Here is a 22035-nt window from a genome sequence, read left to right as displayed (position 1 = left end):
ATTAGAAAACGCTTTCGCATTATGCTTGGTTTTCCATGCTATAATGACCTCTACTTGGCTCTACAGTCTCAAACGCGAGAACGGTGACATGCTCAGCAAGAATTCCGAATCAGTCAACTGAATGGTTTCTGGGATCTATGGAACAAAGTGTATCGGCATACTCGTTCAGATCGATCACCTTCCCCCCGTTCAGACGCGACTCTTCTGCAGCAAACGCCATCAAGTGGCTGCGGACCGAAGCGGAGGCGGATGTTAAGCACTCCTTGCCTTTGTAGTTCCTCACTTCGTTTAGGAAGCTGCTGACGATGCCGGCATCGCCTCCGCCGTGGCCGCTAGATTGGACGGGAATGGTGATTTCCATTTTCTTATGAGTAAGGAAATCGAACAAAGTGATTGTATTCCCTTCTCCGCGCAGTTCCCCTCGTGTCCCCATAATTTGAATGCGCCGCTCCTGCTCGAAGGTAAAGCCGCACATGCTGAAGATAGCCGTTGCTCCGTTCGTAAACTCCATGTTGACGACTTGATGATCAACCACATTGTTGTCGCTCATGTAGACACAACGACCGTAGTTCGTCTCTCGCAATCCCTGCACGATCTTTTCTCGTGATAGATCCTGCGTAAAATGTCTCGCCCAGCCCTTAAACTGGTCACTCAAATAAAAGCGCGGCGCAGAATAAGGACAGTCTGATTGAACCCGGCAATCGAGGCACCGCTCTGCAGCCCCTTCCGGCGTGTTTCCCTTGTGGAAATGTATCAGCGAACCAAACGAGCTTACCTTCGTGCACGGCTGATCCATCAGCCATGATAGGACGTCCATGTCATGGCAAGACTTGGCGAGAATCATCGGACTCGAATGATCGGAGTTATTCCAGTTCCCTCGGACGAAGCTATGGGCGATATGCCAGTAGCCGACATTCTCGTTCAACTGAATCGAAACAACATCGCCGATGCGCCCCCCTTGAATCATCTCCTTGATCGTGCTCCAGAACGGAGTGTAACGTAGCACATGGCATATTGTAAGCAATCTGTCGTTCTCTTTGGCGACTCTCTCCATCTCAAGACATTCTCTCGGATCGGGAGACATCGGCTTCTCCAAAAGCACATGATAATTTTTGTTCAGCGCAGAGATTGTAGGGTGGAAATGCATGCGATCCTGCGTACATATGACCGCGATATCCGCAAGTTTCGGCTCCGCCAGTAGCGGCTCCCACGATTCGTACACTCGTTCCGCCGGAAGGGCATGGGCTTCAGCGAACTTTGCCCGCCGTTCAGGGTCAACATCCGCAACGGCGACAAATTTGAGTTCGTGCGGATTATAGAGCGAATACGGTGCATAACTTTCTGCCCCGCGAGCACCTGCTCCGATCAGAATGGCTGTCAGTTGATTCATGATTGGTCATCTCCTTGTCATCCTTACTTGAAAATTGGGTAATAGTCAAACACCGCTTGGTTTCATTTGGCGTATCAGTTAAAAAACATTCATTTTCGCGCCAAATTTTATTCGATATGGCTATCATATTTGGAAAAAACACCACGTGTCAATGATTTTTTGGATCCAAATTTCCAAGATACTACTGGAAAATACCCTGTCTTCTCATAAAAAAACCTCTAAAGCGGTCCACCCAACTGAGTTGGACTGCGTTTAGAGGTAAGTTTTTCCATGCTATAAAGTGTAGTACCAGCGTCGCTGTCACCAAGGGTAATGTAGATGGAAGTAAATGGTTAAAACTGCCGCTCCCTCATTTTATGAAGGACGACGATTCCCGCAGCACGAGCTCAAACGGAAGCAGCACTTTGGGCGGCAACGAGTAGTGACCTTCAATGTAATCAACCAGCGTTTTGGCAGCTACTTCGCCGATTTGCGTTTTCGGCACCTGTACGCTCGTGAGGGGAGGCGACGTATACTGCGCGAGTTCGATATTATCCATGCCGACGAACGCGATGTCCTGAGGAATGCGAAAGCCTTTCTCTGAGGCGGCACGAAGTGCGGGAATCGCCAGTACGTCGCTTGCGCAAAACATTGCCGTCGGCCTCTCATCCTCCTTCAAACGTACGAGCATGTCCGACATTAAACTATAGCTCATATCAACGTTCCAATTGGCATTAATTATCCAGCTTCCATTCAACCCAAATCCCGCTTCGAGCATGCCAAACTTGTAGCCTAAGAATCGCTCATCCCCTTCCAATTCTCTAGAGAATGTTGGCCCCCCAATGTATCCGATTTTCGTATGTCCCTGCGCAACTAGATGCCTGACGGCAGCACGGGCGGCCGATATACGGTCGCAGTCGACAACGGGTACGGACAAGCTGTCGTAATTCAGGCTGACGCCGAGCACACGCACGCCTTCTTCCTGCAAGATGTCGAACTGCTCCTTATTGTACCAAGCGATTGCTAGTATGCCCTTCACCCCTGTTTCCCGGATCAAAGAGCGCAGGTATTCGGGGCTTCCGATCTCCTCCATCGACATGAAGAACACGGGAGGGCGCCCGAGTTCGTGCATCTTCTTGCGGAAGCCGGACAAAACGGCCGTAAAATACGGATGAAAATCAAAAAAAGACTGCGGCATAATGCATCCTATCGATTTCTCGGACGGATGTTGTAGGTTCTTCGCCTGCGGTCTCTCCTCTTCCTCTATTTCGTAGCCAATCTCATTCGCTGCTTCTAACACCTTGCGCTTCGTCTCTTTGCTTACTGCGCGAGTCGCATCATTGCTGATCGCGCGCGAGACAGTGGAAATCGATACCCCAACCCGATCGGCGATATCCTTCAAAGTCGGCAATTCGACACCCCCCTCAATCATTCATACACATGATAAACTTTGGCTGTATTTGGTGTCAATATTATTGCATTTTAAAAGCTTTGTCTTATTCGTTGGTCTTGTATGGGTGTTTACAAAATGGGCAAAGTTTTTTTGCACTTGTAAATGCCCAAGGCAAGCCGGGGAAAATCGATCGAAAAATGCCAACTCACTTTCGATATGCCAAAGTCCTTCTTCTGTGTTGATGTGATTGATGTTATGTGTATAGCAAACAAATAAAGAAAGTTGATACCTTCTAAAATGTTCTTTTGTGTCATGAGGCAGTGTTGACCATTGAACTGCCAAATGCGCCAACAAATCTTTTTTGTTGTATGCAATTGCTGCCCCACATTCTAAGCCGCCCTCGTAGAAATATTTAAAAAGCGTACTTGGACCCGAATGTCTTTTCACGCCGTTTAACGAATAGCGAATGTTTTCGACGAGTTGTTTAGCCGCCTCTTCCATGTCCGCTCGCTTCAAAGTGCTTTTGGGAAACAAAAAAAGGCCAGGAATACATCACTGACCTCTGAAATTTATTGTCCAATGGATAGATGCCATATCCTTACGCCCGTCGAAATATTATGCTCCTTGGCAAATTTCTCTCTTCTCTCCGCATCTGGCTCAGCAACCGCTACAAAAGTCAATTCATGCGGGTCGTTCAGCGCTTAGGGTGCATAACTTCGGGCACCAGCGTTCCTGCTCCCAGAAGAACTGTTGTCAATGGCTTCACTTAAATTTCTCATTCTAGCGTGCTTATCAACCACTCCAAGATACTTGCTGGAACGTACCCGTTAACGCCGATTGCTTCGCTTTCAGGCATAAAAGCGCGCTCTGAAGACCGTCGTCAAGCGTCGAAACCGATTTCGTCCCCCCCTGCAACAGTTCGATGAAGTTACTCGCGAGCACGCTGTCGCCGCCAAAATGACTTTCATCACCGCTGAATTCGTACGTTTCGACTCGCGTCGAATGGTGCATGAACACTTTGACCTGCCCCGAGTAGAAATCGAAGTCGATCGTCCCTTTATAGCCGAGGAACCGCGCTCCGCGGGCAGCAGCCTTTTTCCGCGCAAAAAAGTTTTGCGAATAGGATACATGCATCCCGGATTCATAACGAATCAGCGCGCTGCCGGAGTCTTCATTGCCCGTATCTTCCGCGAAAGAACAGTACGCCCTTTCATCCTTACCGAACTTGCTTTCGGGACACGTCCGGTTTTCATCGCAATCCACGCATTTCAGTCCAGCAGGCTTCGTCCCTTTGAAGATTTGTTTCGATATCATTGCGGTGACGGTTTCCGGTTTCGTGTTGAGGACATGCTGGATGTAATCAAAATCGTGCGTCGCCTTCTGCAGGAACAAGCCGCCTGTTTCGTTCTCGTCGCGATACCAGCCCTGGAAGTAAACATTTCCATAAGGCACGTTGTTGACAGCTTGAACATGCTCTACTGTACCGATTTTTCCGGAATCGACGATCTCCTTCACCAGCTGGACGAGCGAAGTGACACGCAGCGGGAACGAAACGACCACCTTACGGTTGCCCGAGGCTTCATAGCCTTCCTTCAAGGACTTTGCATCCTCGAGCGTCGTAGCCACCGGCTTTTCCAGAAAAAGCGGCAGACCGCTGGACAACACCTTGAGCGCCATCGGCGTATGAAGAGAGCAGCGCGTACCGATCATTATACCGTCTAGCTGCATCCCACTCAGCATCTCTTCGGGTGTTTCGAACGTCTGCACGCCTGCGTTCTCCTGCATGATCTTATGTATTTTTTCGGGATTTACATCCACGACAGCCGCCACATGGCAGTCCGAACAAAGCTTTTGTATATGGTTAATAACACCGTTAATCCGGTTTCCGTAGCCGATTACTCCAATTTTCATGACGGCGGCCTCCCTAAAGATCGTCTTGTGGCAGTATCAAACATCATTAGCTAAAAGTCCAGCTGTCGATAATGTCAACCCTGCCTCATGAAGATGGGCTATACTCCCCAGACCGGTACAACGGGGAACCGCCCATTCCGGACTTCTTTCCTCGAACAACATTGTGGTAACTGAGCTTGGCGGAAGCCAAAATCCACTCCAGATGAGCGGAAAAGGGATCTCGAGCAAATGGGCCAGCCAGGTTATGCCAAACCCATGATGGCAAAATACGGCGATCGTTTCACGGTTAGGCGACACTATTCGATATCTGCCCTGTTCTCTTGAATAGCCATGTCGCCGAAGAAATTCGTCGGAATCCGCTTTGAGCGTATCGAAAACCTGTGCGTATTCGCGATAAGGGTCACGCTCCGGCCATACTTCATGACCGGGATAAGGCTGGATGGCCCGAACTGTTTCGCCTGGAATATTCCAGGGCGCGACGTTACTTCCCGCTGCGTTGACGGGATTCAAGCTCAATTCACGGGTCCATGGTTCAATGGCAGGTTCGATTCCGAGCAGTTCGGCTGTATACTGCATGGTATGGAGCGCCCGGTTGACCGGAGAGGAGTAGATTCGGTCAATCCCTTCCTTCTTCAACCTTTGAGCGAGCGCCTGCGCTTCCAAATGTCCAGCAGCAGTGATGGTATCATTGGGATAATCAGGCTCGGCGTGACGAATAATCAAAATTCTCATACTCTTATCTCCTTACCTATTTCATTTTCCAGCGAGATGATATAATTGCCCAACTCCAGCGCAAATTGTAGGCCGGCATCCCGTATTCCGTCGGGAAGTTTGTTTACACCATTATGCGCTTCGTAGGTTAAATCCCCGCTATATTGGATTTCTTTGAGCGCCCCCGCCAGCTCGTTCCAATCGATTGTACCCTGATAGGGAAGAAGATGCTGGTCGTTTACGCCGTTGTTGTCATGGATGTGAGTCGCTTTCAAACGGCTGCCGAGTATCCTGAGTGCAGATGCCTGATCGACCTTATGTACGTGAGCATGACCCGTATCCCAACAGGCGCCAATCAACCGATGATCAAGAGCATCGACGAGCTCGGCGAGCTCTTCCGCAATCGTGAAGAAGCGGTTGAAACCTGGAACATAGCACGTGTTTTCAAGAGCGATGCCTACGCCCGTTTCCTCAAGCACTGGAAATAAACGACGATAAAAGCTCACATTGAAGTCCAATATTTCCTGGTATGTTTCTTTACCCTCAATAGCTATATCGGACGGGTGAAATACGACCCAGGGAATACCCAGAATAGCCGCCGTTCGCAAGGATCTCTCCGCAAGGCCGACAAACGAATCGAGCGTTAATCCCGCCTCGAGGTTCATAAATGTTCGTCCGTGAACAGGTCCATGCATCTGGGTGAATCGGATCCCGCATTCATCCGCGCAGGCGCGTACTTCCTTCGCCCATGCTTCCTCCTCGCTCCAACTGAATTGCAGCATCTCCTTTTGCAAATCCCAATAATTCATGTCCAACACTTGAAAGCCTGCCGCAGCACATCTTTGAATAGCTTCCACCCTGGTGGATACGGAAGAACCAAAGACATTTAATGAGATAGATACTTTCATCGGATAAATCTCCTTTATCGAAAAGCTCTTATTTTTTATACCGTTCATACGCGCCGTTAACAATTTTCTTGTATTCATCAAGCTTCATTTTTTGCAAAGTTGCCGTATATTGGTCCCATTCCGTAAACGAAGATTTCCCTGTAACGAATTTAGCGAGCATTTCTGTTACATATGTATTGATATCCGTTTGCATGACTGACATTTTTTCCGTTTCCTCAGCCGTGTATGTGAAAGATGTCCAAACCTCTTTAGGGAAATCAGCCTCTACTTTTTTAATGGCCTCAAGTGAAGCAGGCATCCCTTCCGCTCCTTGGAAAAATTGTTGCCTTACAACACCGGCATAATACCCGCCAGGCCATGTCAGATATTGCGCGACAGCTTGATCCTGCGTCAAGCCTTTCGGGTTGTTTTTGATCTCATCCACGTACTGATATTTACCTTCGGCCGTTTTATTGTAAGTAACATTTTCAAAGCCCATAAAGAACATTTTTGAGCCTTCATCACCGTATAAATAATCAGCCCATCTCATCGTGGCCTCAGGATTTTTATTGCTATTGGTAATGACAAATTGTCCCGGCGCTAATACTAACGATCTCACATTCGCATAAAGCTGATCCCCATGAGGCCCTTTCAGAGTAGATCCGCCGACATATCCTTTTTGCTTGAATATGGCTTCTGGATTATTGCTTACGGTAACTGCATACTTTCCTTGCGTTGCATTGGCTAGTCTCTGGTCGCCAGTTTGTGAGAATATATCTTTATCCAGAAGCCCTTCCGTGTAAAGCTTGTTTATATATTGAAGCATCTCCTTATACTCTGTAGTAGCTGGAATAAATCGCAATGAGCCCGACTTCGGATCTATGTCAAAGCTAGATGTCCCCCTATTGCCAAGCCCCCATGAGCCCCTAATGAGGCTTGTTAATGTCGCTATTGGACCGCCCCCGATCGGAATGCTGTTAGGATCTTTTTCTTTGATTTGCTTAAGTAAGTTATATAATTCATCTGTCGTTTTAGGTAATGGCATACCTAACTTGTCAAGCCACTGCTGTTGGAACCACATAAAAGTTCCGGAACGTAGTGCCTTAAATGACGGATCGGTAACGATCGGAAGCGAGTAAATATTCCCGTCAGGCATTGTTATTGCTTTCCTGATCTCAGGATTTTTTTCGAGAATAGCTTTTAGATTAGGTGCATATTGGTCGATTAAATCGTTAAGTTTGACAAAAACACCCTGACCCCCGTATTTAACCAGATCCGAGTTAGTAAAATAACTGCCGAAAAATGCATCTGGATAATCACCGCTGGCCAGCACAATGTTCTTTTTCTCCGCTAATTGATCACCGTTTACATCATTCCATACCACATTGATATTCGTCATTTTCTTATATTCATTCCAAAGCATGATGTCGTTCAAGTTTTGCGATGAGAAGTTTTTAGGCGAAAATATTTTAATTGTGGTCGGTTCTTTGACAATAGGCATTCCTGACAAATTCAGATCTGAATTGGTTATCGGCGTTCGCTGTGCCGCGTCAGGTGTTTTGTCGCCACAACCAGCCAAAAGAGACGAAATCATAATAGTTCCTAGCGAAACAGCGACCATTTTTTTCATTTTCATTTTCATAGTAAACCCTCCCCTAAAAGTTGTTTCATCGTCTTACCCTTTAAGCGCGCCAATCATGATTCCTTTGGTGAAGTGTTTCTGCAATAATGGATAAAGCATTAAAACCGGTAGGTTGGCAACGATAATCACACCATATTTGATCGTTTGCGCGTATAAAATCTTCTGTGTTATTGCTTCCGCGCTCCCCCCCATTTCATCCATTTGGCCCTGGATCAAAATCTCCCGTAAAACTAATTGAAGCGGAAACCGAGTAGAATCGTTCAAATAGATGAGTGCGTTAAAAAACGAATTCCAATTTCCTACACTGTAGAATAACGTCATCACGGCAACGATTGGCATGGACAGCGGTAATACAATTTTAATAAGCATTTGAAAATCGGTGATTCCGTCGATCATCGACGCCTCCTGGATTTCTGCTGGAATGGTGTGTTGAAAAAAGGTACGCATGATAACGATATTCCATACCGAAACAGCGCCTGGAATGACCAAAGCCCATACTGTATTCAACATACCCAGTTGTTTTACCAGCAAGAAAGTTGGAATTAACCCGCCACTGAAGAACATGGTAATAACAAGTAGGACCATGACGGCATTTTTTCCTGGCAAATCTTTGCGCGATAAAGGATATGCTGCAAGAATCGTCATCGCGAGATTGATCGCCGTACCCAGCGTGGTATAGAAAACGGTATTAATGAAACCCTTCAAGATCTGTTCGTTCTGAAATATTCTCTCATAGCCGATGAAAGTGATCCCCTTCGGCCACAACCACATGTGTCCGCTTATTACCGCATTCGGATCGCTTATGGATGCGCTCGCAACGAATATGAGAGGGTAAATAATCACAAGAAGAATGATCGCCAACAACGTGTAGTTCATCCAATCAAACACGCGCTCGTCTCTAATCTTTCTCGGTCGTGCATTCGCCTCGCTTACCATAAGCTACTTCCTCCTGCTCTTTTGGAAATGAAGTTCACTACTACCAGCATAATGAGACTGATGACGGAGTTAAACAAACCTACAGCCGTCGCAAAACTGTATTCAGCTTCCAGAAGTCCTTTACGATAAACGAAAGTGGAGATGACATCGGAACTCTCCATATTCAAATCATTTTGCATCAAAAAAACCTTCTCGAAGCCTACTCCAAATATAGATCCCGCTTTTAAGATAAGCAGAATTACAATGGTCGGCATAATGCCAGGAATATTGATATGCCATATTCTTTGCAGTCTGCTAGCACCATCGACTCTGGCCGCTTCGTGCAGCTGTTGATCGATTCCGCTTAAAGCAGCCAAATAAATGATCGAAGCCCATCCCGTATTCTGCCAAATACCTGACATAACAAAGATCGTTTTAAACCATCCCGGTTCCGATAAAAAGCTTATCGGTTCCCCTCCAAATAGCTTGATGATCATATTGATGACCCCTGTTTGTGGAGACAAGAATATCACAATCATCCCGACCAGAACGACGGTCGATAAAAAATGAGGCATGTACGTGACCGTTTGTATGAACCTCTTATAAAACCTATGCCCCACTTCATTGATCATAAGCGCCAGAATGATGGGAACCGGAAATCCAACAAATTCATACAAGCTGATGCCTATCGTGTTTTTAATCAGCCGCCAGAAATAATAACTGTCAAAAAAATGGTTGAAGTGCTTGAATCCGACCCATGGGCTTCCGAGTATTCCTTTTGTCGCGTAGAAATCTTTGAACGCAAGTTGAACTCCGTACATCGGCCAATATTCGAAAATAATAAAATACACGATTACCGGGGCGAGCATCACATATAAACGCCAGTTTTTTAGAACCGATTTACAGACTCTTCGTTGGTTTGATTTCGAAATAACGCTTGCAGATAAGGCTTTCATCAATACCTGAGCACCTTCCCCCTGTTTTTTAATGATTGGAACTTGCCTGTCATCTGCAATAATCGACTGTTCGAATTTCTGCCATCACGTGGCAATTAACTTTGTATTCATTGCTGTGTTAAATTAGGTATGTCAAATGCTTGGTGCATTTATGTACTCGCCTGCTGCGAAAGCAAATCACATTGTTCCGAAACATCACCTCCCTTAAATACGAGATAGCATCGGCACATAAGGAAAATAAAACGGCTACATCTCCAGTCATACTTAAACTTTGAAATGAATGACACAGTCAAACCCCATTCATTATTTGCACCAATTTTCCTCCAATATCGCTATAATAATTGGAAAAAATACCCTTTGTCAATTATTTTTTGGATCCAAATTCATAATAATCAAGATAAACGAGCCGATAGCGCCAGGCAAAATAACAGACCAGATCGTATTCAGCAAATGCATCTTTTCGACTACTGAAATATGGAAAAAAGCAACAAAATGCCCGGGTCTTTTGCCATCAGCATATTCTGTTTAAGTAAAACCTCAGCCACCCTTACCACCTTTTTTTCAGGTTTTAGTATCATAACTTTATTATCCAACGTCACTTTTTACCTTTATCATAGTGAATTCCACGATTTACAACAATTGAAATTAGTTCTGTAAATAGTTAAATATCTACTATCTTTTTGCCCTATTAACGCAAAAAAGAGAGAGAATTTAACTCTCTCCCTCATTCATTGACGTTCTTATCTCACATTTTAATACAGTCTTCTATTTCAAAATCGCTTTGGCATCTAACATCCATTATTTATGTTTTTTTGCTGTTACAGACGGTTAAGATGACATGTTAAGATAAAAACTTTCAATAACTCTTCTGTCCCCCATCCGCTTCGGACCTACTACGGTGTTACATACTGACGGATTTGCTGCCTGTCAATTTGAAGAAAATCAATAATGAGATGATCGTAGTGGCTATAAGAATGCTTGATAGGGCTGCCGCCGTTCCAAAACTTTGCTTGACTACTTCCGCATATATAGCAACAGACATTGTCTTTGTGCTGCCGGTATACAGAATAACGGATGCACATAATTCATTAATGACAGTGATCCAACTCATGATCGCCCCCGCAAGCACACCTGGCAGCATCATGACGGCCGTAACTTTAAAGAAGGTTTTCATCGGGGAACATCCCAAACTGATGGATGCCTCCTCCAAGCTTGGACTGATCTGATACAGGATGGCCGCACTAGATCGAAGTGTGTAAGGAAGCTTTCTTACAACATAAGCAATGACCAGGATCGCAATCGTTCCACTCATCAGCATAGGCTTTTTATTAAAAGCCAGAAGTAGGGTAATGCCCAATACAGAACCCGGCAAAATATAAGGGAACATTGTAATCGTGTCGATCGTAGAGGTGAGCAGATTTTTCTTTCTGGTTGACATATAAGCTATGAACATGCCCAGAATCACGATAAGGGATATTGCCATCAGACCGTACATATAGGTATTGATAACAGAATGCCACATTCCTCTAAATACAGTTCGGTAGCTCTCCAACGAAAAGCCTGCCAGAAATCTGGAGCCTTTCGTCTCCATGAACGATGTCACTACAACGGTCACTTGAGGGATCATAGCCAGGAACACGACGAAATAAATACCGACATGACCCAACAGCCCTTTAAGGCCATCAAATGAAACTGGCTGTACCGGTTTTAAAGAACTCATTGTAAACGATTTTTTATTGATCAAATATTTCTGACCCATAAATAGCAGGGCCGTTATTAGCACCATGATCGTAGCCATAGCCGCCGAAAAATTCGCCTGACCGCCAACTTCACTGATAAATTCGGAATAAATCATGACCGGCATGACATTAAAGCCTTCCCCAATAAGCATCGGAGTGCCGAAATCCGCAATGGCATTCATAAACACCATCAAGGATCCAGCCAGCAAGGTTGGAGTTATCAATGGCAGGATGATGGTAAATACCTTTTTAAACGAATTGCACCCCAAGCTTTCGGCAGCTTCACTCAGCGATACATCAAGTTTCTTCAACGCTCCGGATACATAGAGATAGATAAAAGGAAATAATTTTAAAGTCAACACAATCAGAATGCCTCCAAAGCCATAAATGCTTGGCATCTGGATCCCAAAAAATAGAAAGAATTTCGTAATGATACCACTGCGTCCACATAAAAGCACCCAGGAATACGCCCCGATAAATGGCGGCGACAGCATCGAAATGATGATTAGCATCTCAATCAGTTTTTTCCCTTTGACCTTGTATGCAGTCGTTAGATAGGCCAATGGGGCTCCGATCAAAACCGCAAGTAATGTTACGCAACAACTAACCACAAAACTGTTAAGCAGCCCTTGATAATAATATTTCTTCTGGAAAAATTTAGTAAAGTTTTGAAACGTAAATGTGCCTTCGGTCGGACTTTTGAAACCACTCGCGAACAAGGATAACATAGGGTATAGCAAGAATATGGCGAATAATATGGCTATACATAAGGTTATCACTGTCCAAAAATCAAATTTCAGCTTGTATTTAGTCTTATTTTTCACAACTTTATTAGCATGTATGGCTACACTCACTTAATTGCCTCCTTTGCAATATAAGCCTGCAACACATGTGTTACAGACTTGTACTGCAATTTTCTCTATCATCTAGTCATTCTCTCTGCATACTCTTAATTGCTTGTGTAAACATCTTTAAATTTGTCGAGCCATGCCTGATTGTTGGCCAGCTCATACTTCAGATCTTCCTTAATAATCTTGAAATCTGTAACCGACTTTAAACCCGCTGGCGCTTGAACGTCAGCCCTTGACGCGCGCATATTAAGCTTGGTGGCTGTAAGTGTTTGTAAATCCTTGGATGTCAAAAAATCGACAAATTTTTTGGCATTTTCCATATTTTTGGCACCTTTAATGATTTGCACAGTAGCTGGAGATACAATAACGCCCTCATTCATATAAACAATTTCCACAGGAGATCCTTGTCTGACTGCAGCGGACGCCAACTCTTCATGAGTTATTCCAACCACATACTCGCCGTCGGCAACCCCCTTAGGCACTGCGGCTGAGCTTGCGATCAGCTTGCCATCGAGATTCTTTGTCAGTTTCTTGATGTAATCCCAGCCTTTATTCTCATCTCCCGCACCAATAGTCTGTAATATATTTGCGATATGAGTTAATCCTGTTGACGATTTGGATGGATCAGGAAATGCAATCTTACCTTTAAGTTTCGGATTGAGGAGATCCTCATAGCCATTAATTTTAATATCACCAATCAACTTCTTGTTCACCAAAAGCACCATAGGAATAACATTGTTTCGAGTAATCGATCCCTCAGCATTTTTGGCCGAGTCTATTATAGCGGTCTCATTTACTGATTTATACGATTCAAACAACTGTTGTTTGGGAGAAATAACCGATACCGTGCCTCCCCATTCAACGTCGCCAAGCGGTTTTTCCTTTTCGGCTTCGATCCTTTTTAGAAGTTCTCCTGTTCCTGCCGTAATAACTTCAACTTTAATCCCTGTTTTATTTTCAAATTCGGGAATTACCACATTCATGACATCCGACGTCGCCGATGTATAAACGACCAGGGACTTGGATGACTCGCTTGTACCTCCTTCTTTGCTTGGGGAGCTTGAAGTCGGGCCAATTTCGGCAGTCGGCGAACTTGAGCAAGCTGCACTCACTAGTAGCATGCTCGCTGTTAATGCTATTGCAAAAATCCTTTTCATTTTGAATCCTCCATATTCTATGTTTGTGTTACATACACATCTTAAAATAAAAGTCGCCAGTATTACTATCCGAAAAAACTACATAACTATCTGAGAAAATGAACAAAATCTCAATATGATCGAAATTCAAATCGTCTACGAATCTCACGCCCTTCAAATTGATTTTTGTTTTTTTTTTGTAAATACCACCCGATCCATTTCATCCGAATACTTCGTACTACGGATGCATCTTTCGATATTCACTCGGAGAAAAGCCCACATATTTCTTGAATATGTTGGAAAAATAAGTCGCATCGTTAATTCCTATCATTTCCGCTATTTGATAACTTTTCAATGCGGGTTGTTTAAGCAGTTTTTTAGCTGCTTCTAACCGAATTTCGGTAAGAGCCCCAATAACACTTTTGCCCGTTTTCTTTTTAAACATCACACTGAAATACGATGGATTCATAAATATGTGCTCCGAGATCATAGGCAAGGTTAAATTTCTATCGAAATTTCCTCTCATGAACTGTATGGCTTGTTCAACTGTGCGACTTTCAATTTTCTCTTTCTTACCTTGAAGAATCCTGTCGTTCAACAGTTGGTAAACCGGCTGCATTTTCTCGTAAAAGGAATCCCCCTTCTCGATCTGATCAATCTGTTTACCTAACTGGATAACATGATTATATCGAAATTTTTTCATGGATAAGTATCTTAATAGCGTGATGAGAACAACCTGTATTTCTTTATCAATTGCATCCAAAGCCGTTACATGAAATCCAGCTTTCTTGATCTCTTCATTCCATTCATTGAGCCGATCAATGATCGTCTGGGTATCTTTTAATTCGAATAGAGCAGACAGCTGATTCAAATATTGGTCTGAACATATATTTTTATTGCAGCATGCGGCTTGATAAGTCATAACCATACCTTTATCTGAAATCATGCGATATTTCAGTGCCTGCTTCGATTCGAAATAGCCAACTGTAATGAAAGGTAAAGCATGTGATTGCGAAATACCGGCAGAGATCGAAAGCTTCAAATTTTCCCGAAATTTCGCCTGCAGCTCAAGACAAATCCCAATCGCTGTTTCTAAATCAGAGGTTTGCACAAAAATGATAAGACATTCATAAGCGTCATAAAAACACGCCAATGATTTCGTAATCTCCGCTGCCATGTTATATGCCGTATATTTTAACAAGCTCCAGTCGTGTTTGTCGTACCTAGCTTTCACTTCACCTATCTGATCAATCCTTATCGAAATAACGTGATATTCTTCAGTCGTAAGTCGAATACCTATGGAATTTGCCTTCAAAATAAAGTCCTCAGTCGTATGTCTCACTTTCCAGTTCAACGCATTACATAAAAACTCATTTCGGATCATATATTGATGATCTTGAATTACCCCATTCAGCAAAAAATCCTCCTCCTCGGCACATTAAGACCGCTTCAATAAATAAATCTAAACAACCTTACCACGCAATTAAATAACGCAATAAGGTTGTATACACTTCACTAGATTACTTGCAATCGATGCATTCAAGAGTGACTTGTCTACAGGTGTACTAGGTACTGTAACCTATACTTGGAAATGCTGTGTGAAGGTTTACACATAGTGTCCTATTTTTCGCGCTTATTTGACATAGAATATTTATAGATTCCTTGTTGAAATTATTGATCATGATGTAAACAAATTGTAAATAACTGTTCTTTCCTTATTGAGTTACAACAAAGAGCGCAAGAATCTTTTTAGATCCTTACGCAATCTTGACATATAGCCCAGCTCCCCCAAAAGTGAAGCTGGGACAAATTATACAATTAATAGCTTTGAAAAGCGTCAATCGCTGCCACGGCACCATATGATGACGGATTCTTCGTACCCTTTGCCACTACCTTGATGGTATGTGTTCCGTTTGTCAGTCCGGAAGCTTCGAATATTACAGCTTGTTTGATCGTCGTCCAAGAATAACAGTCAATATCGGCCTTAGCCAGGACGCCATCCAGATATACATCCACGAATCCCATGTTATACTGTTTCATTCCTATATATCGGATGGAGCTTCCATTGAATGTATACTGAGCATAATTCCCAGCTGTCTGGGTATAAGATTCACTGCCGCCGTAATCTATAGAATTGGGGTACTTAGACCACGCAGCATTGTAAATAATAGCCTTATTATTGTCATCTATAATAGTAGGCAAGGAATCGGTTGCGGCCAAATTATAGGGGATAGCAACTGCAAAATCTGAGCCATTAGCCGTTCCAGGGTAACCATACGTTGAAGCGATCACAGTGTTCGTCAGATTATCTTTCAAAACAAACGATTTGATCGTAAGAGCTGCATCGTCATTGGCATTATCCTTTGCGGTCAAGTACCAGTTATAATCATGGTTTATATTGAGACCACTTTGCTTGATTAAATCTGAATAGTCCAGTACAAAGGTAGCATCACTGGCGGTGGTGGTTCCATCGAAAGCGTACGCACCTCCATTTTTCGCCAGTACGCTAGGTGTAACGGTATTAATCTGCGTATTATTAGATAACTCGGAGTAACCAAGGACAGCGCTGAACTCATTTCTCTTCGCCGTGTTCACTGTGAATTCAGCCGTAAGTCTTGGTGTGTACGTAGTGTTCGCCGTTATCCAATGAGCCTGGTTTCCCGAGGCTGCAAAAACCGGTTTCTTGCCTGGGAGCACAGCGTTAGCAACTGCCGATACGGAATTTAAGGCGTCATAGGCCAGCCATACATAACCGCCGTTCCCCCAACCTGAACCCCAGGAATTTGCGATTTTTAACGCACCTTTTTCCCCAAGATCTACAGCACCATTGTTATTGATATCGATCCAGATATTATCGTCATAACCTACGACTGTCATTGCATGCCCGCCACTAGTGCCGTTCATATAGGAGGCTGCTTTTTGCCCAACTAGCGTATCGTCAAGCGGAGTTGCAGGATCGTTTTTTGCAGTTGTAAACTGCCAACTGGAAATGTAAGTGCCTATTTCCAATATGTATCCGTTTGTAAGAAATTGCTTGATGTTAGTTAAACCGCCCTGTGTATCGGTGCCTGTTATGGTTCCCGTGTTTAAGAATTTGTTATTTAATGCATTTCTCCAGGTTTGGGCATTCGAGCTCCAAGCCTTATAGTCAGCTGTGTTGTATGGGACGTCCGACCATGTTGCAGCACCATTATTCATTAACAGCTGAAGAGTACCACCGATGGTAGAGCCACTGTCGCTGCCGCCATTCACTAAGTTATAAGTCCATGTTGGTGATAATCTGAACGTATTCCCTCCATTTTTAGCATCCCAATCTCTTGCTAACGCCGTCATGTAAGTGCCCATGTAATAGGTGCTGGCAAAGCTCACACAGGACGAGAGACCTCCTTGATTGACAATGGGCGGGAAATATTTCAGCGTACTGTTATCTACCTGGGCAACTGCTGCTCCTCCGCCAACTAATACCCCCGCATCTGCTCCTGCCAGACTTTCATCAATTAAAGGCAGTCCTTTTGCCTTTTTTGCCTGATTGACTCTTTTAATTCCCAATTTCGTTACTTTAACGTTTTTTGCAGGTTTTGAATTTTTCTTGAGCCATTCTTGTTCTTCTGGCGTGTTTTGTACTAACCCAGTTGCGTGTAACTCTGTGCGCTTTTCTTCATGTTTAACGGCTTTTTCTGCTGCAGCGCTTCCAGTCCCGGGGAATGATGGTAAAACAAGAAGTGCTGCTAACGCAAACGAAAATCCTACCCGCTTAGTAAAATAGTGATTCTTCCTCATAATGATCTCTCCCATTCATTAATTAATAAAACAAGACGATTAAATTCAAATCTCCCTTCTTTGCAGCCAAGCAACTTATCGTATTTTGCTTAATTAGTTTATCCTATTAGATTGATCCATTTTAATAGAGAATTTATAGATATTTTTGTAGTTCATTTGAAATAGGTTGGGGGGGAATAAAATAAGAGAAAAGGCCATAAGAATGGAAGAACCATTCTTTTGACCTTTATTATCAATGATTCAGATTACCTATTTGTGTCTTAAGAACATGCATTTGTCTGCTCCAATTCCAACAATCGTGAAACGCCTAACAACACCGAAGTATCCGGATCCTCTGCAACGGCAAACCGCGGTTTGCCCCAAGGTGTCCAAGCAAATTTAAGCACTTGTTCTTGAATCATCGGTACAATGTCGGCCTTAGATTTCATCAATCCTCCACTTAATACGACGATATCAGGATCATAGGCATGAATGAGATTCACGATACCAGCACTCCAATGGCCTATCAAACTTCTTAAAATATCCACCCCTACAGTGTCACCGCACTTAGAGGCTTCCAAAATCGTCAGATAATTGATATTCGAAGCACTGGCAAGCAGACTTTGCCCGTAGCAGGCATGCTTTCTTACTATGCGTTCCAGCGCCCAATGGCTAGCTTGTGCTTCCAGACAACCTAGGTTCCCGCAATTGCAAACTTCCCCATGGATATCTGTTGCCAAATGTCCTCCCAAAATACCAGCTTGATAATGACGGCCACGCATAACTTGACCGTTCATTATAGCTGCAGTCCCAATACCGGTTCCGAACGTCATCAAGACAGCATCCGTTTCGCCTCTGGCCACGCCAGAGGCGGCTTCACCGATCAGCGCCGCTCTGGCGTCATTTTCAAGAACACACGGTAATGAGAATGCCTGATCAATCCACTCTTGAAAAGAAAAACCTATCGCATCCGAATATTTATCATTGATTGATAAAATGGTTCGGTTGGCGGCATCAACCACTCCCGGCATTGCGATACCTATTCCGACACATTCGGATATGGAAATACGATTTTGGGAAAGCAATTCAAAGATGGTATGTCTAACGTCCAGAAGCCGTTGTAACAATCCTCCTTCGGAATAAGCAGGTATGCTTGTTCGCGAGAGGACCTTACCCTCTTTGACCAAACCGATCTTGATATTCGTTCCCCCAAAGTCAATCGCTATGTTCATAATGACTCCTTCCGCCTTCCTACGTCGTTGTTTATCTCACGTAGGCTTTGATTGTACCATGACGTTTCCCAAGACAGCGATCGCTCGGCCGAATCGTGTAAGCACCGACTGCAGCTGGAATGATGAAGGTCTCCGCATAACGGACAATAAACGGCTCGAAGGCGTCTGAGGGACTTTCTACAATCACTTCCTCACCTTCGACAAGGTTCAGCATATTCACCCCGCCACCGGTTTGGTGGGGAACCTCATCCAAAAACCAATGCCTGCGCGTTTCAATAAATTCAAGCTCGTGCAGCCCTGTTTTTTCCTCGACCCAGCCGTCACCCTCATTCAACTTGACGATGGGATTCACAAGATTGCTTTCAACCCAAGCAGTGGTACGATCCCACTGGATATTTTTGCGGCCGTGCTGCAAATGAACCGGACGCGGTTTGCCGTCCAATCCAAGCCTCTCCCAATCCCAGAGTTTAAAAGTAAAGATATACGGTGTCGCGCTAATCTCGAGGACCATGCCACCCGTTCCGGAGCAGTGGACGGTGCCTGCTGGGATCATAAAATGATCATGCTTCTTCGCAGGAAAAACATTGACATACTGCTCAGCCGGAAAAGTGAAGCCGCCTTCCTGTGCGCGTTCTAGGTCAGCTATCATCGCATTGGGATCTATACCTTCTTTCAATCCCAGATAAACGGTAGCTTCTGGAGCCACATCCAGCATGTAGTAGCTTTCATCCTGCGTATAGGACATGCCGAATGTTTCGCGAACGTAATCTGTTAGAGGATGGACTTGCAGACTTAGAGGCTGACCTCCGATCGTATCGAGAAAATCGAAGCGAATCGGGAACTCTGCGCCGAAACGGGCGTACACCTTCTCCCCGAGCAAAGCTTTTGACTCAAAAAAGACTAGATTAATCGAAGGGACTTCGACGCGCGTACTGCCATATTGCAGATATATGCTATTTTCCTCTGGAACTCCATCAAACCCCCATGCATATGGATGCTCACGTTGTTCCAAACCAATTTTTTCTTCCAGCCACTGCCCTCCCCATACACCGGGGTCAAAATACGGCACCAAGCGGAAAGGACGATGGACCGCTTGCTTTAATCCGTCAAATAGAGCGCCCTTGCTCAGCATTTTAGGGGCAGCCTTGGTGTTAGTGTCTAAATAATAATCCGCATTCGGCAGGATCGATCGCTTAAGTCGATCTGCCGCTCGCCACTCAATGAAATAACCGCGTTTGTATTTCTTAAGAATATCTTCCAAATGGTTATCCGCACGCCAATTGCCAAATTCATGACTGCGGTATCTCAATTGAATCTCCCAACGCGCTATGTCGGCATAAATGAAGGAGTCCCCTCTTGAAACTAACGATGCTCCGGTTCCGATCACGATGACAAGTCCATCCGTAACAGATTCAATCTCACGCTGCAGCAGCGCTAATTTTGTTTTATCGTAGAAATCACTGATTTCGAAGGGGGACATATAGCCAAAAACTCTATCATCCGTCAAAAACCGTTCAATCATCACTTCAATTTGTTCTTTGCTCTTGACGGCCCGTTCGGCGTATATAACCTTCACTGGATTCAAACCCAACTTAAGACCTTCAATGATTTCTTCCATACGTACCGTAGGATAGCATTCGATCGTCAAGACAAACTTTTGCTTTTCCTGTTTCGCTCGAAGAAGTTCTTGTTCAATTTGCTCGTAACCGTTCCAAGCCTCTGTTTCCCTGCCTTTGATTTCAATCGATGGTTCTCTATTGTACAAAGTTGTCATTACAATAACTCCTTCTAGAGTGATATTACACTTTCACGCTTAACTGCATTCCTTTGATGAAATTTCGTTGCAAAACGAAGAAAAGCAATAATGTTGGTAGTGAAGTTATCACAATACCCGCCATAAGTGTCGTTACACCTGAGCGGAAGAAAATACCTTGCATAGCAGCCAGCCCTGCCATGACAGGACGAATGCTTTCAGAACGGGTTAATGTCATACCGAAAATTAAATCATTCCAAATCCAGGTAAATTGAAATAGAATCAGTACCGAGATCGGCGGTAACAGCAAAGGTGATATGATTTTGGCAAAAACACCGAAAGAGCTAAACCCATCGAGCTGAGCTGCTTCCACAATCTCATAAGAAATGGTAGACATATAATTCCGTAACAAAAATACGCAGAAAGGAATACAAATGGCTGTATAAAATAAGGCCATGCCCCAAAATGTATTATATAACCCGATTTTTTGGTATGCCTTAAATAAAGGCACCAAATACATTTGAAAAGGAAAAATGGTTCCGCTGTAGATAAGTAAAAACCAATAGAACCCGCCTTTAATCCTTAAAATCACAATGCCATACGCAGCTAATGCAGCAATAAATATACTTAAAACCGTTCCAATTACACTATATGACAAACTGCTGATCATCCCTTTACCCAATTGTCCCGCATCCAACGCTTCTTTTACGTTTTCAAAAAAATGAAACGTTGTTGGGAACGACCAAATATTTCCTTGGGAGAAATCGAGTAGTGTTTTTGACGCATTCATTAAAATCAAGAGTACAGGACTTAACCATACCATTGCTAAACAAACGATGAAGACAGACATTGTTCCTTTTAACAGTCTACCCATGTTATGCCTCCCTCACGATGGTTTTTCTAAGGTAGAACCAGGATACGCCAACTGATGCAATCGTTAACACGATCGAGATTGCAGCCCCTTGTCCAAAATGAAACAACACGAACGACTCTCGAAACATCGTCACTGCCAGCGTCTCAGAGGATCGGTACGGCCCGCCCATCGTCATCACCCAGATTACATCAAATATTTTAAAGCTGTTGACTAAAGCCATACCAAGAACAACGATCGTAATTGGACTCAAGAGCGGAAAAGTGATGCTCCAAAACATCCGCAGCCGACCTGCGCCGTCTATTGCCGCAGCTTCAAACGGATCTTTTGGAAGAGACCCCAAACCAATTAAAAATAACAACATATTGGTACCTGTTCCCTGCCAGACGGAAGCGATAATCATCGCAAATGTATTATATGGCGGAGTAATGAGCCAATCTTTGGTCCAAGACGCCAAACCGAACTCCGTTAATAAAAAATTGATTCCCGTCCTGGAGAAAATAAATACCCAGATCACGCCAACAACCGTTAACGACATCGCATATGGCAAATAAAAAATATTTTTTAAAATACGTTGACCCTTCATGTTTTGAAGCACTAAGCTAAGCAATAAACCTAAACCCACTGGGATGATTAAAGATAGAACCACCCAAATAATTGTATTTTTTAATGAAGTCAAATAAGTGACATCCTGAAAAATTTGCTTATAATTATCAAAGCCTACCCATTTGAGGCTATGAAGTCCATCCCAATCTGTAAAACTAAGCACGAGCGTATAAAAGATCGATGTAATGAAAAATACGCTGATGAAAATAGCTGCCGGTAACACATATAATAAAGCTGTACCGTTCTTTTTAAAGTATGACAAACTCTCCACCTCCGATGCTGTATGAAACTCTATGCTAGAAGG

General features: G+C 43.9%; 17 protein-coding genes. All 17 read right to left on the bottom strand.

Annotated elements, in window-relative coordinates:
• Positions 1-109 precede the first annotated feature (109 nt).
• Positions 110-1390 (bottom strand): Gfo/Idh/MocA family protein, encoded by a 1281-nt coding sequence (locus tag AC58PQ_RS15320; protein WP_497242881.1) that lies wholly within the window; start codon positions 1388-1390, stop codon positions 110-112.
• Between the two features lie 349 nt (positions 1391-1739).
• Positions 1740-2780, bottom strand: a complete 1041-nt coding sequence (locus tag AC58PQ_RS15315) for a LacI family DNA-binding transcriptional regulator (protein WP_497242879.1) — start codon at positions 2778-2780, stop codon at positions 1740-1742.
• 21 nt (positions 2781-2801) lie between these two features.
• Positions 2802-3263 (bottom strand): hypothetical protein, encoded by a 462-nt coding sequence (locus AC58PQ_RS15310; protein WP_497242877.1) that lies wholly within the window; start codon positions 3261-3263, stop codon positions 2802-2804.
• 291 nt (positions 3264-3554) lie between these two features.
• A complete protein-coding gene (locus AC58PQ_RS15305) occupies positions 3555-4673 on the bottom strand; it encodes a Gfo/Idh/MocA family protein (protein ID WP_497242874.1) in 1119 nt (372 codons plus the stop codon).
• Between the two features lie 36 nt (positions 4674-4709).
• Complete coding sequence (locus tag AC58PQ_RS15300; RefSeq protein WP_497242872.1) at positions 4710-5405, bottom strand: histidine phosphatase family protein; 696 nt, start codon at positions 5403-5405, stop codon at positions 4710-4712.
• Entirely contained in the window at positions 5402-6292 is an 891-nt protein-coding gene (locus tag AC58PQ_RS15295) for a sugar phosphate isomerase/epimerase family protein (RefSeq protein WP_497242870.1), read from the bottom strand. The genes AC58PQ_RS15300 and AC58PQ_RS15295 overlap by 4 nt, the downstream gene beginning before the upstream one ends.
• 28 nt (positions 6293-6320) lie before the next feature.
• Positions 6321-7913: an extracellular solute-binding protein gene (locus AC58PQ_RS15290; protein WP_497242868.1), complete on the bottom strand. Its 1593-nt coding sequence runs from the start codon at positions 7911-7913 to the stop codon at positions 6321-6323.
• 33 nt (positions 7914-7946) lie between these two features.
• Positions 7947-8849 (bottom strand): carbohydrate ABC transporter permease, encoded by a 903-nt coding sequence (locus tag AC58PQ_RS15285; RefSeq protein WP_497242866.1) that lies wholly within the window; start codon positions 8847-8849, stop codon positions 7947-7949.
• A complete protein-coding gene (locus tag AC58PQ_RS15280; RefSeq protein ID WP_497242864.1) occupies positions 8843-9784 on the bottom strand; it encodes an ABC transporter permease in 942 nt (313 codons plus the stop codon). Before AC58PQ_RS15280 ends, AC58PQ_RS15285 begins: the two co-directional genes overlap by 7 nt.
• A gap of 901 nt (positions 9785-10685) precedes the next feature.
• Positions 10686-12377 carry an ABC transporter permease gene (locus AC58PQ_RS15275; protein ID WP_497242862.1) on the bottom strand — a complete coding sequence of 564 codons (1692 nt, stop codon included), beginning with the start codon at positions 12375-12377 and terminating at the stop codon, positions 10686-10688.
• Between the two features lie 95 nt (positions 12378-12472).
• Positions 12473-13531 carry an ABC transporter substrate-binding protein gene (locus AC58PQ_RS15270; RefSeq protein ID WP_497242860.1) on the bottom strand — a complete coding sequence of 353 codons (1059 nt, stop codon included), beginning with the start codon at positions 13529-13531 and terminating at the stop codon, positions 12473-12475.
• Between the two features lie 217 nt (positions 13532-13748).
• Complete coding sequence (locus tag AC58PQ_RS15265) at positions 13749-14927, bottom strand: helix-turn-helix transcriptional regulator (protein ID WP_497242858.1); 1179 nt, start codon at positions 14925-14927, stop codon at positions 13749-13751.
• Positions 14928-15328: 401 nt separating this feature from the next.
• Complete coding sequence (locus AC58PQ_RS15260; RefSeq protein ID WP_497242856.1) at positions 15329-17290, bottom strand: C1 family peptidase; 1962 nt, start codon at positions 17288-17290, stop codon at positions 15329-15331.
• Between the two features lie 260 nt (positions 17291-17550).
• A complete protein-coding gene (locus tag AC58PQ_RS15255; protein WP_497242854.1) occupies positions 17551-18501 on the bottom strand; it encodes an ROK family protein in 951 nt (316 codons plus the stop codon).
• A 31-nt stretch (positions 18502-18532) separates the two neighbouring features.
• Entirely contained in the window at positions 18533-20275 is a 1743-nt protein-coding gene (locus tag AC58PQ_RS15250; RefSeq protein WP_497242852.1) for a class I mannose-6-phosphate isomerase, read from the bottom strand.
• 25 nt (positions 20276-20300) lie between these two features.
• A complete protein-coding gene (locus AC58PQ_RS15245) occupies positions 20301-21128 on the bottom strand; it encodes a carbohydrate ABC transporter permease (RefSeq protein ID WP_497242850.1) in 828 nt (275 codons plus the stop codon).
• A 1-nt stretch (position 21129) separates the two neighbouring features.
• A complete protein-coding gene (locus AC58PQ_RS15240; RefSeq protein ID WP_497242848.1) occupies positions 21130-21993 on the bottom strand; it encodes a carbohydrate ABC transporter permease in 864 nt (287 codons plus the stop codon).
• Positions 21994-22035 lie beyond the last annotated feature (42 nt).

Source organism: Paenibacillus sp. J22P143 (assembly GCF_059692035.1).
Note: the sequence above shows the minus strand (reverse complement) of the source record. Positions and strands in the feature narration are given on the sequence as shown.